Origin of the sequence: Nitratidesulfovibrio sp. HK-II, assembly GCF_003402415.2 — a bacterium.
In the GTDB taxonomy this organism is placed as follows: domain Bacteria; phylum Desulfobacterota; class Desulfovibrionia; order Desulfovibrionales; family Desulfovibrionaceae; genus Cupidesulfovibrio.
In genome coordinates this window covers 1,707,714-1,721,631 of the sequence record NZ_AP036014.1, presented here as the reverse complement: position 1 = coordinate 1,721,631, position 13,918 = coordinate 1,707,714, and the positions used below count along the sequence as shown (strand labels likewise).

The 13,918-nt window shown below is 66.1% G+C and carries 12 protein-coding genes; 5 read left to right on the top strand and 7 right to left on the bottom strand.

What is annotated here, in order from left to right:
- Window positions 1-29 precede the first annotated feature (29 nt).
- Complete coding sequence (locus tag RVX_RS06915; protein ID WP_116306428.1) at window positions 30-2,180, bottom strand: methyl-accepting chemotaxis protein; 2,151 nt, start codon at window positions 2,178-2,180, stop codon at window positions 30-32.
- Window positions 2,181-2,762: 582 nt separating this feature from the next.
- Complete coding sequence (locus RVX_RS06910; protein WP_116305278.1) at window positions 2,763-3,287, bottom strand: RrF2 family transcriptional regulator; 525 nt, start codon at window positions 3,285-3,287, stop codon at window positions 2,763-2,765.
- A 633-nt stretch (window positions 3,288-3,920) separates the two neighbouring features.
- Between RVX_RS06910 and RVX_RS06905 the strand changes: the two genes are divergently transcribed.
- The 4 genes from RVX_RS06905 (at window position 3,921) to RVX_RS06890 (ending at window position 7,055) form a co-directional block, all read left to right on the top strand.
- Window positions 3,921-4,616, top strand: a complete 696-nt coding sequence (locus RVX_RS06905) for an RrF2 family transcriptional regulator (protein WP_420192430.1) — start codon at window positions 3,921-3,923, stop codon at window positions 4,614-4,616.
- 18 nt (window positions 4,617-4,634) lie between these two features.
- Complete coding sequence (locus tag RVX_RS06900; protein ID WP_007522476.1) at window positions 4,635-5,876, top strand: NAD(P)/FAD-dependent oxidoreductase; 1,242 nt, start codon at window positions 4,635-4,637, stop codon at window positions 5,874-5,876.
- 13 nt (window positions 5,877-5,889) lie between these two features.
- Window positions 5,890-6,591: a DUF1641 domain-containing protein gene (locus tag RVX_RS06895; RefSeq protein WP_116305276.1), complete on the top strand. Its 702-nt coding sequence runs from the start codon at window positions 5,890-5,892 to the stop codon at window positions 6,589-6,591.
- Window positions 6,592-6,668: 77 nt separating this feature from the next.
- The gene (locus RVX_RS06890) at window positions 6,669-7,055 is read left to right on the top strand and encodes a response regulator (RefSeq protein WP_116305275.1); all 387 of its coding nucleotides are present in this window, start codon (window positions 6,669-6,671) and stop codon (window positions 7,053-7,055) included.
- Window positions 7,056-7,489: 434 nt separating this feature from the next.
- On the opposite strand, the gene RVX_RS06885 is transcribed toward RVX_RS06890, so the two are convergent.
- The 5 genes from RVX_RS06885 to RVX_RS06865 form a co-directional block, all read right to left on the bottom strand.
- Window positions 7,490-8,176, bottom strand: coding sequence for a tetratricopeptide repeat protein (locus tag RVX_RS06885; RefSeq protein WP_116305274.1), 687 nt, complete (start codon window positions 8,174-8,176; stop codon window positions 7,490-7,492).
- A gap of 618 nt (window positions 8,177-8,794) precedes the next feature.
- The gene (locus RVX_RS06880; RefSeq protein WP_116305273.1) at window positions 8,795-9,970 is read right to left on the bottom strand and encodes an ABC transporter permease; all 1,176 of its coding nucleotides are present in this window, start codon (window positions 9,968-9,970) and stop codon (window positions 8,795-8,797) included.
- 9 nt (window positions 9,971-9,979) lie between these two features.
- A complete protein-coding gene (locus RVX_RS06875) occupies window positions 9,980-11,131 on the bottom strand; it encodes an ABC transporter permease (RefSeq protein WP_116305272.1) in 1,152 nt (383 codons plus the stop codon).
- On the bottom strand, window positions 11,118-11,945 hold the full coding sequence (locus RVX_RS06870) for an ABC transporter ATP-binding protein (protein ID WP_230404450.1): 828 nt from the start codon (window positions 11,943-11,945) through the stop codon (window positions 11,118-11,120). Before RVX_RS06870 ends, RVX_RS06875 begins: the two co-directional genes overlap by 14 nt.
- Window positions 11,942-13,228: an efflux RND transporter periplasmic adaptor subunit gene (locus RVX_RS06865; RefSeq protein ID WP_116305270.1), complete on the bottom strand. Its 1,287-nt coding sequence runs from the start codon at window positions 13,226-13,228 to the stop codon at window positions 11,942-11,944. Before RVX_RS06865 ends, RVX_RS06870 begins: the two co-directional genes overlap by 4 nt.
- A gap of 499 nt (window positions 13,229-13,727) precedes the next feature.
- Between RVX_RS06865 and RVX_RS06860 the strand changes: the two genes are divergently transcribed.
- The gene (locus tag RVX_RS06860) at window positions 13,728-13,907 is read left to right on the top strand and encodes a hypothetical protein (RefSeq protein ID WP_230404449.1); all 180 of its coding nucleotides are present in this window, start codon (window positions 13,728-13,730) and stop codon (window positions 13,905-13,907) included.
- Window positions 13,908-13,918 lie beyond the last annotated feature (11 nt).

Sequence of the window (13,918 nt, the reverse complement as noted above, 5' to 3'; positions counted from 1 at the left end):
CATCCGCCCTGGGCGCGGAACACGTTCCGCTAGAAACGCTCGAAATCCTGGTCATCCGCATCATCCGTCAGGTCGATGCGCACCTTGTGCGGATCGCTCTCCGACAGCGCCGCCACGGCGGGCGACTGCGGCCCGGCCATGCGTTGCATCTTGGGGGCCATGTCCGCGCCAAGGCGGAAGAACGACACCGTGCGTTGCAGATGCGCCGCCTGGGCGGAAAGCTCTTCGGACGTGGACGCCACCTCTTCGGAGGCCGCCGCGTTCTGCTGAATGACCTGATCCAACATGTGCAGTGCCTCGTTGACCTGGCTCGCGCCCTCGCGCTGCTCGATGCTGGCGGCGGCGATTTCCTGCACCAGTTCCGCCGTGCGCTCGATGTCCGGCACCAGCTTGCCCAGCAGGCCCCCGGCCCGTTCGGACACCTCCAGGCTGGCGCCGGAAAGGCGGGTGATCTCGGCGGCGGCCGCCTGGCTGCGTTCGGCCAGCTTGCGCACTTCAGAGGCCACCACGGCGAAGCCGCGCCCCTGCTCGCCCGCGCGGGCCGCCTCGATGGCGGCGTTCAGGGCCAGCAGGTCGGTCTGCCGGGCGATCTCTTCTATGATGGAAATCTTGCTGGCGATCTCGCGCATGGCCTTCAGCGTGGCGGACACCGCCTCGCCCGATTCGCGGGCGTCGTCGGCCGCGCGCACGGCGATGGATTCGGTGGTGCGAGCGTTGTCGGCGTTCTGGGCGATGCGCGCCACCATCTCTTCCATGGAGGCGGAGCACTGCTCGACCGATGCCGCCTGCTCGGTGGCCCCCTGCGACAGGGCCTCTGCCGTGGCGCTCAGTTCCTCGCTGCCCGCCGCCACGTTCTCCGCGCCCACCTGCACGTCGCGCACCACGTCGGACAGGCGGCGCACCATGTTGCCCAACGAGGTCAGCAGGCGGTCGTTGTCGCCGCGCGGCTCCAGCGATACGCGCAAGTCGCCGGTGGCCAGGGTGGAGGCGTTGCGCGAAATGGAGCGCTCCACGGCAACCATCTCGCCAAGGGCGCGCATCAACTCGTCGCGCGGGCCGCGCATGACCACCTCTATGTCCACGTTGCCCCGGGCCAGTTCGCGGGCCGTCTCCACCACGCGGCGCTCGGCCAACAGCATCTCCTGCATGGCCTGCAGCAGCCTGCCCACCTCGTCGGTGCCCTGCACCTCCACCTCGAGCGAGGTCTCGCCCAGGGCCACGGCCTCGGCCACGGCTGCCGCGCGGGCAATGCCCCCGCGCACCGACTTGCCGATGAGGATGGCGAACAGCAGCCCCAGCACCAACGCCCCGCCAGCCACGGCCAGCGAGATCATGGACGCGCGTCGCACCTCGTCTTCCATGCGGTCCTGCTGGGCGTCCTTCACCGCGATGACGGTGTTGCGCACACCCTCGGCCACGCTGGCCATACCGGACAACCTGCCGTCGCGCTCGGTCTCGTCCTTGACCAGTTCCTCCACCTGCTCGCGGTAGGCCCGCGCGCTGGTCAGCACGGACGAGGCCAACTTCCAGCTTTCGCCCGGCCCCTCGCTGGCCGAAAGCCCGGCCGATGCGGCGATGGCCTTGTCCAGGCGCATGCGGGCGCGCGCCAGGGCATCGGCATCGCCCCGCCACAGATAATAGAGCACGTCCACGCGCGACTGCAGGAACTCCGTCTCCAGCCCCATCAGGGTTTGCAGTTCGTCGCGCCGGGGCGCAAGGGCGGGGTTGGCCTGGACGATCATGTTCAGGCGCGCGGCGTGCAGCCGTTCCACCCCTTCCTGCAGGGCATTGGCGGCCTGGACGGCGTTCCTGATGGTCTGCTCGCGGTGGGTCAGCGCACCGTCCAGTTCCAGGAATTTGCGCCGGTAGTCGGCGTGCATGGGGCCCAGCATGTCGATGCCGCCGCCGCGCACTCCGTCCGCCGCAAGACGCTCGCGCAGCGCGGCAATGCCCTCGACGTCCTTGCCGTGCTGCGACTCGAAGGCGCGCACATGCTCCCGCCCCCGGTTGAGCAGGTAGTACAGTACCTCCACGCGCGAATGCTCCATGCCCGCCACCAGCGCCTGTGCATTGCTGGTGATCTCGGACTGGCGCAACAGGTGTCGCTGCTGACGCCACGAAAACGCGACCACCACCACCACGATCAGCAGCAGCGAGCCGAATCCCAGACTGAGCTTCATGAACAGACTGCAATTCTTGAGCATCCGGAAACCCCTTGCCCGTCGAGAATTTGAACCGGCGTGCGCCAGGGCGCGCCGGGCCTCACCCCTATCGCATTTCACGGAGTGCGGCAAACCGCGTGCCCATGCGCAAGGAGCGCATTTAACAATTCGTATTCACAGTGATTTTCAAGACACAGCACAACCATGTCACCGCAGGATTCCGGCAGATTGTGCCTGGGCGGGTGCATGGCGTCACGGAATCTTGCAAAAACCACGCCGGGATAGCTCTGACGCCACGGTCATGCACCGGCGCGCCCAACCCCGCAAGCACCGGTCCGCATGCGGACGAAACCTGGCGACCGATGGCAGGTTGCCACGCCCGGAAACATGCGCGGGACGGGGGGAAGCAGGCCGCGCGCCATGGCGGCAACGCGGCCACCCGGAAGAGAAAAAGAAACCGCCGGAAGAAATCCGGCGGTGGTGCGTCGCGGTGTTGCTCCGGCTCAAGGCGGGACAACTGCACGAGAGTGCGCAACCAAGGCGCAGCGCCCCCGAATGCGGGAGCATGGAGCCGGTCCGGCAGGAATGCGCGGGCTGAGGTCAGTACAGTTCAGCCGGGTTCGTCGCCCTGGCGGGTCGACGGGCCGCGGAACGCCTGGCCCCGGCCGTGTCGCCGTCCGCCGTGCGACAGACCGCTTCGTCATGGGGGGACAGCGGCTGCTCGCCCTCCATGAGGGTGGCCAGGGTGGTCTCTTCCAGCGAGCGTTCCAGGGCCTGCGACGCCCGCACCCAGGCGGACCTGGTCAGGCACGAGGCCCGGCGCGCGCAGGCGTTGGCATCGCCCGAACAGCACACGGTGAGCTGGATGCCGCCTTCCATCAGGCGCACGATTTCGCCAAGGGTGATGTCCTCGGGCGTGCGGGCCAGCATGTGCCCACCCGAGGCACCCCGGGAACTGCGCGTCAGTCCGCCGCGCTTCAGCGTCTTGAGTATCTGCTCGATGAACTGGACCGTCACGCCGGTGTGTTGGGACAGCGCCGTGGTGGTCATGGGGGCGTCTTCGCCGTGCATGGCCAGAGCAAGAAGGATGCGCGCCGCGTATCGGGTCTTTGCTGCAAGCTTCATTGTATGGGTCCCGCGCCGGTCACTCGACGCCGCGCCCCACGGCACGGCGAAAATGAGTGAGCTATTACATAAGTATAGGAAACTTCTTACAGAAAATATCCTCCTTTGTCAATAGGAATTAAAAAAATTCGCTTTCACTCCACGCGGAAAAAATCGCTGGAACGCCAACATGTTAGTAATCATTAACCACCAAATTCAGGCAAATGGGTAAATAAAAACAATCCCTTTTGCCATCGTGCAGCGCCACTCTCGCGGACTGGCAAAACCGCAGCTCCCCCGAAATGATGCATGTACTCACTCAAAAGCATGCATCGTACAGCATTCGGGAGCAATACGGTTCAGGGCCCATGCCGCGCTGATGGGCACAGCCGAAAGCCACAGCCTGCGAACGGTCGCAGCACTACCCGCTCTGCCGTCTAGCCCTCCCAAAAGCCCTTGCCGAAGGTGCGCACGCAGCGCACCACAGGTGCTCCTCGCATCGCTTGCGCCTTGCGGCCAAAACAAGATTTTTTTCACAATAACAAAATATCACAATAAATTCAGAATTTTGAAAAATACCCCATTTTCAAGGGGGTGCTTGACACCTAAATTCGGATGGGTTTAATTCATACGAAATTAATCTGATTCGTAGAGATTCAGATTAACGCGAACAAAATTGCATCAATATACATACGCGTCATACCGGAATCACCCGGTCAACAGTCATACCGCGAACCGGCGCTCCGCCAACGCCGCCCCGCACAGGCACTGGAGAACGGCATGAGAATTTCCTCCACGGTGCATTACGCATCCCGGCTGCTGGTCAACCTTGCCCTGCACGGCCCGCATGACGGGCCCCTTTCCGCGTCGGAGCTGGCCGAGCACACCGGCATTTCCGTCAAGTTCATCGAAAAGATCATCCGCCAACTGCGCACGGCAGGCATGGTGCGCAGCGTGCGCGGCGCGGCTGGCGGCCACGTGCTGACCATGAACCCCGACGACGTCACCCTTGGCGACGTGCTGCGCGTGGTGGAAGGCGGGGTGCAGCCCCCCAACTGCTGCGTGGGCGCGGACTGCGACGACGCCCCCTGCCGCTGCAAGGCGGCATGGACCAGCGCCGCCAAGGCCCTGGAAGAAACCTTGGACCAGTTCACCCTTACCGACATCATGCACGGCGCGGAACGCCCCGACGACTGCGCCCACATGGCTACCGACGCCGACAAGGACGCCCGCCCGGCGCCCTCCACCAGGCTGAACGGCAACAAGCCGCTGAACACGCCACGATACGGCAGAACACCCCGTGCCCTGCGGGACTGCAATACCCGAACCTGCTCTCATCAAAGCCAATAAGTGAAGGAGAAACCTGGCATGAAGAAACTGCTCATTCTTGGCGCAGGTGCCGGCGGCACCATGCTCGCCACCAAAATGAGGAAAAAGCTCAGCGAGCGTGAATGGGAGATCACGGTCATCGACCGCGACCTCACCCACCATTATCAGCCCGGCTGGCTGTTCATACCCTTCGGCATCGACACCCCCAAGGGTTGCGAGAAGCCCAAGAAGGACTTCATCCCCCGCGGCGTCAACTTCGTGAAGGATACCATCACCAACGTGGATCCGGAAGCGAAGGTGGTCACCTGTGAAGGTGGCAAGTACAGCTACGACTGGGTGGTCATCGCCACCGGCTGCCGCATCGCCCCCGACGAAGTGGAAGGCCTGCTGGACGACTGGCGCGGCAACATCCACGACTTCTACACCCCCGACGGCGCCGCCGCCCTGCTGCCCAAGCTGAAGAACTTCAAGAAGGGCCGCCTCGTCCACCACATCTGCGAAACCCCCATCAAGTGCCCCGTCGCGCCGCTGGAGTTCATCTACCTGGCCGACTGGTACTTCACCAAGATGGGCGTGCGCGACAACATCGAAATCGAACTGGTCACCCCGCTGACCGGCGCGTTCACGAAGCCCGTGGCCGCCAAGATCCTGGGCGAACTGTGCGACAGGAAGAACATCAAGGTCACCCCCAACTTCGTGGTGGACAGCGTTGACGCGGGCAACAAGACCATCGCCTCCGTCACCGGCGACGAGATCAACTACGACCTGCTCGTCACCATTCCCCCGAACATGGGCCAGCAGTTCCTGATCGATTCGGACATCGCCGACCCCATGGGCTTCATGGACACCGACAAGGGCACCCTGAAGTCCAAGAAGTATCCCAACATGTACGTCATCGGCGACACCACCAACGTGCCGACCTCCAAGGCCGGCTCCGTGGCCCACTACGAGGCCGACATCATCGCCGAAAACCTGATGTCCGACATCGACGGCAGCGAGCACTACCACCACTTCGACGGTCACTCCACCTGCTTCATCGTGACCGGCTACGAAAAGGCCTCGCTCATCGACTTCAGCTACGACGTGGAACCGCTGCCCGGCATGTTCCCCTTCCCCGGCGTTGGCCCCTGCGCGCTGCTGGCCGAAAGCCACATCAACTACTGGGGCAAGCTGATGTTCAAGTGGGTGTACTACAGCCTGATGCTGAAGGGTCACGAGTTGCCGTTCGAGCCGAACATGTACCTGCACGGCAAGGACACTTCCCTGATGCGGAAGAAGTAAGCCGGAGGCACCAATGACCAATGAAGAACTCATTCTCCAGCGCCTCGAGGCCATGGAAGAGCGGATCGCCTTCCTGCACGAGCGCGCGATGGGCACCAAATACTTCATCGAGGAAGTGACGCCCATCGGCAACCATGCCTTCCGCCTTATGGTGGAAGAATTGCAGGACGTGCACGGCCACGTGCATCTCGACGACATCTTCGAGCTGCTGCGTCGCGGCCTGCGCGGCGTCCCCAACCTCAACTACTGCCTTGACCAGCTGGAAAACCTCATCGACCTGTGGCGCACCATGCACCCGGCGGTGGCCCCCACCTGGCCCCACATCATCGAAGGGCTGGGCAAGTGGGAGCAGGAAGGCGTGTTCGCCAAGCTGGCGGCCCTGAAGGGCGCGGGCGGCAAGGTGCTGGACGCCAACACCCCCGAAGGCATCGAGAAGATGGGCGACGCGCTCGCCTTCATGACCGTGCTGCTGCAAAAGCTGGCCGATCCCAACGTGCAGGCCTTCCTGGCCCGCGCGGTGGACATGCTGGCCAAGCTGGACCTGTCGCAGGCCAAGCCCGTGGGCATGTTCGGCATGGTCGGCGCCCTCGGTTCCAAGGAAGCCAAGGAAGGCCTTGGCGTTGCCATGGAAGTGCTGAAGGCTCTCGGCGCGCTGAAGGGCGACGGCTGCTGCGCCTGCGGCTGCGCCGCGCACGTCCCGGCCAAGAACGACTAGCGACATCGAACGGACCCGCCGTCGCCCACCCAGGCCCGGCGGGTCCTTTTTACCCTCATCTTGTGAAGGAGTTATCAATGTCCGCGACCAACATGAGTGCCGCCCACCGCCGCGTGCTCGTCGTCGACAACGACCCCGCCGAGCGAGAACGCCTTGCCGGGCTGCTGACGGCGGAAGGACACGCCGTGCGCACCGCCGCCTCCACGCCCGAGGCTCTCGAGGCCGCCGCCAGCTTCCGTCCCGACGTGATCACCCTGGAAATGGACCTGCCGAGCCCCGGCGGCACGGTGTTCTATGCCCGGCTGCGCCGTAGCCCCGCCCTGCGCGAAACCCCCGTGGTGGTAGTCAGCGGCGTGGGCCCCCGCCCCGCGCGCCTGGCCCGCCGTGTGCCCACCCACCAGAAGCCGGTGATGCCCACCGCCCTGCTGGACGCCATCCGCAAGGCCGTTCCCGCCCACGCCTAGCATTGCCGTCTCCGTGGGCCGCTCCCGCGTACAGCGCAGACCGCCCCCGGACTGCCGCATCCGCTCCGCCCGCCCCTACCCGCGCAGGTGAGCCATCCTCCTCCGGCTCGCCGCTCTTCACCGAATCGCTAGCTCCGCTGCACCTCGATCCCGGTTCACCTGCGCAATTCGGACTAAATTGGTCAAATTCATACGCAGCAAGTAGGAATTTGCCGCACGGCCCGCCCCGGAATCCTGCGCGGCGGCAGCGGGGCTGCCTGCGACAGAACATGACCGCGCGCAAACGATGCGGGGCCCCCTGCCTTTCGGCAGGGAGCCCCGTGCGTCGCGTGCATCGGCCGTTGTGCGGCACAAGGAGGAGGGAACCGCCGCGCGCGGCCTGTGCGCGGCGGCGCGGCAGGCGTGAAGGAACCCGCCGCGCCGCCAGCCGCCGGTTACTGGGCCGCACCCTCCGGCAGCGGGAAACAACGCAGCCAACGCGCCGCGAGCTTCTCGGCCCGCGTCACGTCCTTGTCCTTCATCCTGTCGATGAGTTCGCGCCGGGCTTCCCCGGCCTTGGCAAAGCCCGCCGCCACGGCCAGGTCGAACCACATGTAGGCGCGTACGTCGCTGGCAGGCACGCCCGCGCCGTCACGACACATGGTGCCGAGCAGGTGCATGGCCTTGCCGTTGCCCAGGGTGGCGGCGCTGAGGAACAGTTCGCGCGCCACCTTGCGCGAGGTGGCATCGGTGGCTTCGCCGTGGTAGGCAAGCCCCACGTTGCAGCGGGCCTCGGCGGCCAGCAGGCGCGCCTTGCGCACGAAGTCGCGCTTGGCGGCCACCAGTTCCATGCCGTACTGCTTGTCGCGGAAGTCGGTGGGCAGATCGTCGTACACCGGTTCGCAATTGTAGCCGCACTTGTCGGCCTTGCGGAACAGTTCCAGCGCCTTGCCGAAATCCTGCGCCACGCCCTTGCCGGTGGCGTGCAGCACGCCGTAGAAGTTGAGGGCCTCGTGATGCTCGGCCTTGGCCGCGCGGCCCAGCCACTGGGCGGCCTTGCCGAAATCCTGCGCAACGCCGTTGCCTTCGTAGTACAACATGCCAAGATTGAACTGGGCGCTTGCGTCGCCCGCCTCAGCCATCGCGAACATCTCCTGCACTTGCATTGGCTTGCCCCTGTGTACTGAAAGGTTGGGAAATCCTGCCCCGGTGCTTCCGTCTGGTCCCCGCTGCCAGCGCCATCCGGCTGCGGGGACCGTGGCGGGTGCACCGCCGGGCCAGCTTGGGAAACCTCATCGCCTTGTTCCGGTATCCGGGCGGCCGCGGGGGCATGGTTCCGCGTGCTGACCGGGGTGATCCAGCGTAGACCTTCAGTCACCGGCACGGAGGTGCGGGTGGCAGTCCGCGTGTTCCGTTAATTCCTACCGTGCTGGTATGGGTTATTTCCTACCTAGCTGGTGGGATATTGTCAACGGGACTTCCAAAAATTTCTTCAAAAAATATGTTGCTATTTTTCAGCATGATAAAAAACCAGAGCGCCGGAATCCTTCATTCCGGCGCTCTTGCATGCTGCGGAGCCATCCCTTTGCAAGGGCTTTTGCCCTGACTGGGGCGTTGCCCTGCCCCCTGCTGTAATCAGCTGAAATAACACAGTCACGATTCGGTAGCGACAACAAGCCCTACCAAAACAGGATGCTATTACGGTGTCACGCCGCGCAGCGCGACTCAACCATCAGGCCGCGCGCAGCGCGACTCTAACATCAGGCCGCGCGCAGCGCGTCCACGATAACCAGCCGCGCAGCCTTGATGGCGGGCAGAATGCCCCCCAGGCAGCCCATGAACGTGCCGAACATCAACGACCAGAGGGCGATGCGCGGACTGAGGGTGAAGCTGAACGCCAGCTCCGAGAAGGTCTGAAAATTCATGGTGGAGATGGTCACGAATTGCAGGGTAGAAGCCAGCAGCAGCCCGATGGCCCCGCCGCTGCCGCCCAGCAGCAGCGACTCCACGAGAAACGCGCGCAGGATGTCCCGCCGCTGAAACCCGATGGCCCGCAGGGTGCCTATCTCGCGCACCCGGTTGGCCACGGCGGCGTGCATGGTGATCATGGCCCCGATGATGGCCCCCAGTGAAAATATGGCGGGCAGCATGGTGCCCAGCACCCCCAGGAACTTGGCCATCATTTCCGACTGTTCCTCGTAGAACCGGGTTTCGCGCTTGCCCTCCAGTTGCAGGCGCGGGTCCGCCGCAAGGCCCGCGCGCAGCCCATCAAGCCCCGCCAGCCCGTCCCGCTCCTGCATGCGGGCCACCACCACCGAGTAGGAACTGCGCCGAAAGGCGGCCATCAACTGGTCCACGTCGCCCCACACCTCTGAACTGAAGCCCGTAGCCCCGGCCTCGAAGACGCCGACCACGGTCCAGTCGCGCATGGCGAAGCGCAGGCTTTCGCCGATGCCCGTGCCGCTGAACCGCCGGGCGATGCTTTCTCCGGCGATGATTTCGGAGGTGCCGAAGCGGGGCATGCGGCCTTCCTTCAGCTTCACCTGCGGACGCAGCTCCAGCGAATGGGTGCCGATGCCCCGGATGACCACGTTGGACGGCTTGGTGGTGCCGCGCTTGTTCAGGGTGATCAGCACCACCAGTTCGCGCGCGGCCAGCGGCCCGCCATCGGCGGCGCGGGCCACCTGGGGCAGGCTTTCCACCAGCGGGGCCTGGTCGCGGTCCACGGCGCTTTCCATCTCGGACTTGGCCCCCTGCCGCAGCAGCACGGCGTTGTCGGGCGAACCGGTAAGCACCAGCGTGGTGCGCAGCCCCTCGGACAGCATGAGCATGGCCGCGAACACGAACACCACCAGTGCCATGCCCCCCACGGTCAGGGCCGTGGTCAGGCGGCGCGCCAGCATGTTGCGCAGGCTGTAGGAAAAGAGCGAGGCCATGCCGTTTCCCTATCTTCCCAGCACGTCGGCGATGCGCACCTGCCGCGCCCGCAGCGCGGGCACGACGCCCGCCACCAGCCCCACCAGCGCCGCCGCCCCGCCTTGCAGGGCCAGCGTTTCGCCGGACAGCAGGAACACCGGAAAGTAGTCGCCCAGCACCCGAGAGATGACGCCCGTGACCGGCACCGAAAGCGCGCACCCGGCCAGCCCGCCCAGCAACGACAGGGCCAGTGCCTCGCCCGTCACCAGCAGGGCGATGTACCCGCCGCCGAAGCCGAGCGCCTTCAGGGTGGCGAATTCGCCCATGCGTTCGCGCGCGGACATGGCCATGGTGTTGGCCGCCACCGCCATGATGATCACGATGACGATGCCCGACACCAGCCGGATGGCCACGATGATGGCCTCGCTCATGGAGATGAACCCCATCTGGAAGGCCTGTTCCGTCTCGGTCAGGGTTTCGGCCAGCGAGTTGCGGAAGCGGGCGTCGGTGTCGCCCGCCACGCGGGCGGCGTTTTCGGCCCGGTCCACGCCGATCATGTAGAAGCCCACGTGGTCGGCGCGGGCAGGGCGCTCCACCTTCATCCGCTCGTTCAGGTATTCCCAGTGGAAGAAGGCCTGCGTCTCGTCGGTGTTGGGATAGCGCCCGGTGTAGATGGCCCGCACCACCAGGTTCCAGTCGCCGGGGTAGATGGTGCCCTTGAGCGGCACGGTGTCGCCCAGCTTCCAGCCAAAGCGGCGGGCCAGCTTGGCGCCCACGGCCATGCCCTTGCGGTCGCGCAGCAGCGCGGCCTTCTGGTCGGCGGGGATGACGAATTCCGGGTACAGGTCCAGGTAGCTGCGCATGTCCACGGTGAAGTTGGCGAAGAAGTTCTTCTCGTCCACGTAGTATGCGCCGAACCAGTTGCCCCACGAAAGGTGGGTCACCCCCTCCACCGCGCGGATCTTGCCCGCGTAGGCGATGGGCAGGGGAAACACCAGCGAGATGGCGTTGCGGGTGATCAGGCGATTGGCGGCGGATGCGGAAACCCCGGCGTACCAGGCTTCCACCGTGGTGCGCAGCAGGCCGAAGGCCATGATGGAAATGGCGATGCCGAGCACCGTCAGCGCGTTGCGCAGCGGGTGCCGGGCCAGGTTGCGCAGCACGAACCTAAGGGTGAGCATCGGCCAGTTCGCCCTTTTCCAGCAGTTGCAGGCGGCCCGCCCGTTCCGCCGCGCGCGGGTCGTGGGTGACCATGATGATGGTCTTGCCCATGGTGCGGTTAAGCCCGTCCATGAGGTCCAGGATTTCCCCGGCGGACACGCGGTCAAGGTCGCCGGTGGGCTCGTCGGCCACCAGGATGTCGGGGTCGGCCACCAGGGCGCGGGCGATGGCGGTGCGCTGCTGCTGCCCGCCGGAAAGCTGGCCGGGGTAGTGGTCCATGCGGTCGGCCAGGCCCACCATGGACAGCGCCGTGCGCGCACGTTCGCGGCGTTCGCGCCCGGACAGGGGCGTGAGCAAGAGCGGCAGTTCCACGTTCTCCAGCGCGTTCAGCACCGGAATGAGGTTGTAGAACTGGAAAATGAACCCCACGCTGCGGCTGCGCCAGCGGGCCAGGTCCGCCTCGTCCAGGGTGGTGATGTCCGTCTCGCCCACGAAGATGGACCCGGCGTCCACCCTGTCGATGCCCGCGATGAGGTTCAGCAGGGTGGATTTGCCCGAGCCGGACGGCCCCATGAGGGCCAGGAATTCGCCGGGGGCCACGGTCAGGTTCACGCTGGTCAGCACCGGCACCACCTGCGCGCCCCGCCGGTAAGACTTGGACACGCCCGCAAGGCGGATGGGCGGGCTGGCCGTGGCGGTGCGCCCCACTGCGCCGCCAGGGCCGGGCGCGGCGGCGTGCCCCGGCGCGGCAACATTATCGGGTTGGCCGATTGCCACGCCTTGACGAACGGCGCGCCCGATGCCCTGCCGTAAGACTTCGCGCCCATTGGTCATGGCTGCATCCGCACGCGGTCGCCGTCGGCAAGGTCGGCGGGCGGGTCGGCCACCACGCGGTCGCCCTCCGCCGGGCCGGACAGCAGTTCCACCGCATCGCCAAGGGCCATGCCGGTGCGCACGGAAGCGCGCCGGGCCACGCCCTCGCGCACCACGAACACGAAACGGGACTCGCCCTCCCCGCGCACGGCGGCGGCGGGCACGGCCGGGCGGGGGCGTCGCTCTTCCGGGGTGGGCGCGCGGTCCAGAAAGGCCACGCGGGCGCTCATTTCCGGCAGCACGCGCGGGTCCAGCGCGTCGAAGGCCACCTTGACCATGACCGATGCCTTGCTGCGGTCCGCCGTGGGCACGATGACGTGCACCCGGCCGGGAAAGCGTTCGTCGGGCAGGGCGTCCAGCGCTATTTCGCACGGCGCGCCGGGCTTCACCCGGCCCACGCTGGATTCGCTGACGTCCGTCTCCACCAGCAGCGAACCCATGTCGGCGATGGTCACCACGCTGGCCTTGGCGTTGGCCGCCGCGCCAAGGGGGGTGATGATGTCGCCCACGTCGGCGTTCTTGGTCAGCACCACGGCATCGAAGGGAGCGCGGATAAAGGTGTATTCCAGTTGCGTCGCGGCCTCGCGCCGGGCGGCGGCGGCGGCGTCCAACGCCTCGCGGGCCACGCGCGCGGCGGCGGCGGCCGTGAGCGCGCGGGTTTCCGCCGTGTCCAGATCGGACCGAGAAATCACGTTCTCCGCCAGCAGCTTGCGCATGCGGGCGTGGTTGCGGTTGGCGTCCAGCAGTTCCGCGTCGGCACGGCCGATGTCGGCCCGCGCGCCGCGTTCGTTGGCCTGGGCGCGGTCCAGGGCGGCACGCGCGTCGTCGCTTTCCAGCCGCGCCAGCACCTGCCCGGCGGTCACCCGGCTGCCCTCCTCCACCCCCAGCCATTCCAGCCGCGAGGTGATCTTGGAAGCCACCGACGCCTTGCGCTGCGCGGTGACGTAGCCGCTGGAAACCAGCGTGGTCATGGACTGGGTGGGGTACACCCGCGCCACCACGGCAAGCCGCACCTCGCGCTCGGACGGAAACAGCAGCCGCACGGCCACGGCCGCGCCCACCAGCGCCGCCGCCAGCAGCAGCCACGGCCAGCGCCGCCGGGACGAACGCCGGGGCGACTGCCAGCCGGTCTTGTCGATGGACAGCCTGCCGAGGTCGGGCTGCGCGGTTTCGCCCGCCCGAGGAGCGGCGGAAGCTGCGCCGCCAGCCGAAGAAGTGGTGGATGAAGCGTCGGAAGATGTCATGTGGGCTCGCACGGCATCACGGTCCATGAAGGGGATATGCCCCGCGCAACGGCCACATGGCGGCATGCAGCGGGCACCGGCACCATACCAGAACATGCTTTGCGCGCAAACGCATAGCCCGCGTCGCGTGGCCGCGCGTTTCACCGGTTGCCGTTTTCCCCATCCCGTGGCGGACGTCGCGCCCATCCGTTACTGTCTCACAACCCACAACATTCGCCGTTACATGGCGTGCCGCAAAAAATAAAGCGTTACTGCATGATGAAGTTGCAGATGAAAATTTCTCTGATACTTGACCGAAAAATGGAAAGGCGATAGCACACAGGACACTCCGGTTCAGCCCGCACACGGCATACCGATTCATGCGGCATCGCCCTACCTTTCCGATACGGGCACGGGACCATGCGTCCTCCGGACGACACGACCAACGAACAGCACAGGTTTGCACATGCCCAGTTTCGAAGCAGACACGCTCAGCCTGCATAAGACAAACGTAGCCCCCATGTTCCGCTGCACGCGCTGCCACTTCGGCCCCCCCGACACCTCGTGGGCGGGCCAGAAAAACGGCGAGCACCGCCGGGTGCTCATCTGCCGCGCCTGCGGCGCACGCGCCGTGGCCACGTTCCGCGTTTCCGACGACAACCTGCGATGGGAAATCCTTTCCGTGGAAGACATGGACTAGGCGCACGCGCG

Coding starts and splice junctions, on each gene's coding strand:
- RVX_RS06875 (WP_116305272.1), bottom strand. CDS start 11,131: ATGCTCACCCTTAGGTTCGTGCTGCGCAACCTGGCCCGGCACCCGCTG.
- RVX_RS06885 (WP_116305274.1), bottom strand. CDS start 8,176: ATGGCTGAGGCGGGCGACGCAAGCGCCCAGTTCAATCTTGGCATGTTG.
- RVX_RS06890 (WP_116305275.1), top strand. CDS start 6,669: ATGTCCGCGACCAACATGAGTGCCGCCCACCGCCGCGTGCTCGTCGTC.
- RVX_RS06880 (WP_116305273.1), bottom strand. CDS start 9,970: ATGGCCTCGCTCTTTTCCTACAGCCTGCGCAACATGCTGGCGCGCCGC.
- RVX_RS06915 (WP_116306428.1), bottom strand. CDS start 2,180: ATGAAGCTCAGTCTGGGATTCGGCTCGCTGCTGCTGATCGTGGTGGTG.
- RVX_RS06900 (WP_007522476.1), top strand. CDS start 4,635: ATGAAGAAACTGCTCATTCTTGGCGCAGGTGCCGGCGGCACCATGCTC.
- RVX_RS06860 (WP_230404449.1), top strand. CDS start 13,728: ATGTTCCGCTGCACGCGCTGCCACTTCGGCCCCCCCGACACCTCGTGG.
- RVX_RS06895 (WP_116305276.1), top strand. CDS start 5,890: ATGACCAATGAAGAACTCATTCTCCAGCGCCTCGAGGCCATGGAAGAG.
- RVX_RS06910 (WP_116305278.1), bottom strand. CDS start 3,287: ATGAAGCTTGCAGCAAAGACCCGATACGCGGCGCGCATCCTTCTTGCT.
- RVX_RS06870 (WP_230404450.1), bottom strand. CDS start 11,945: ATGACCAATGGGCGCGAAGTCTTACGGCAGGGCATCGGGCGCGCCGTT.
- RVX_RS06865 (WP_116305270.1), bottom strand. CDS start 13,228: ATGACATCTTCCGACGCTTCATCCACCACTTCTTCGGCTGGCGGCGCA.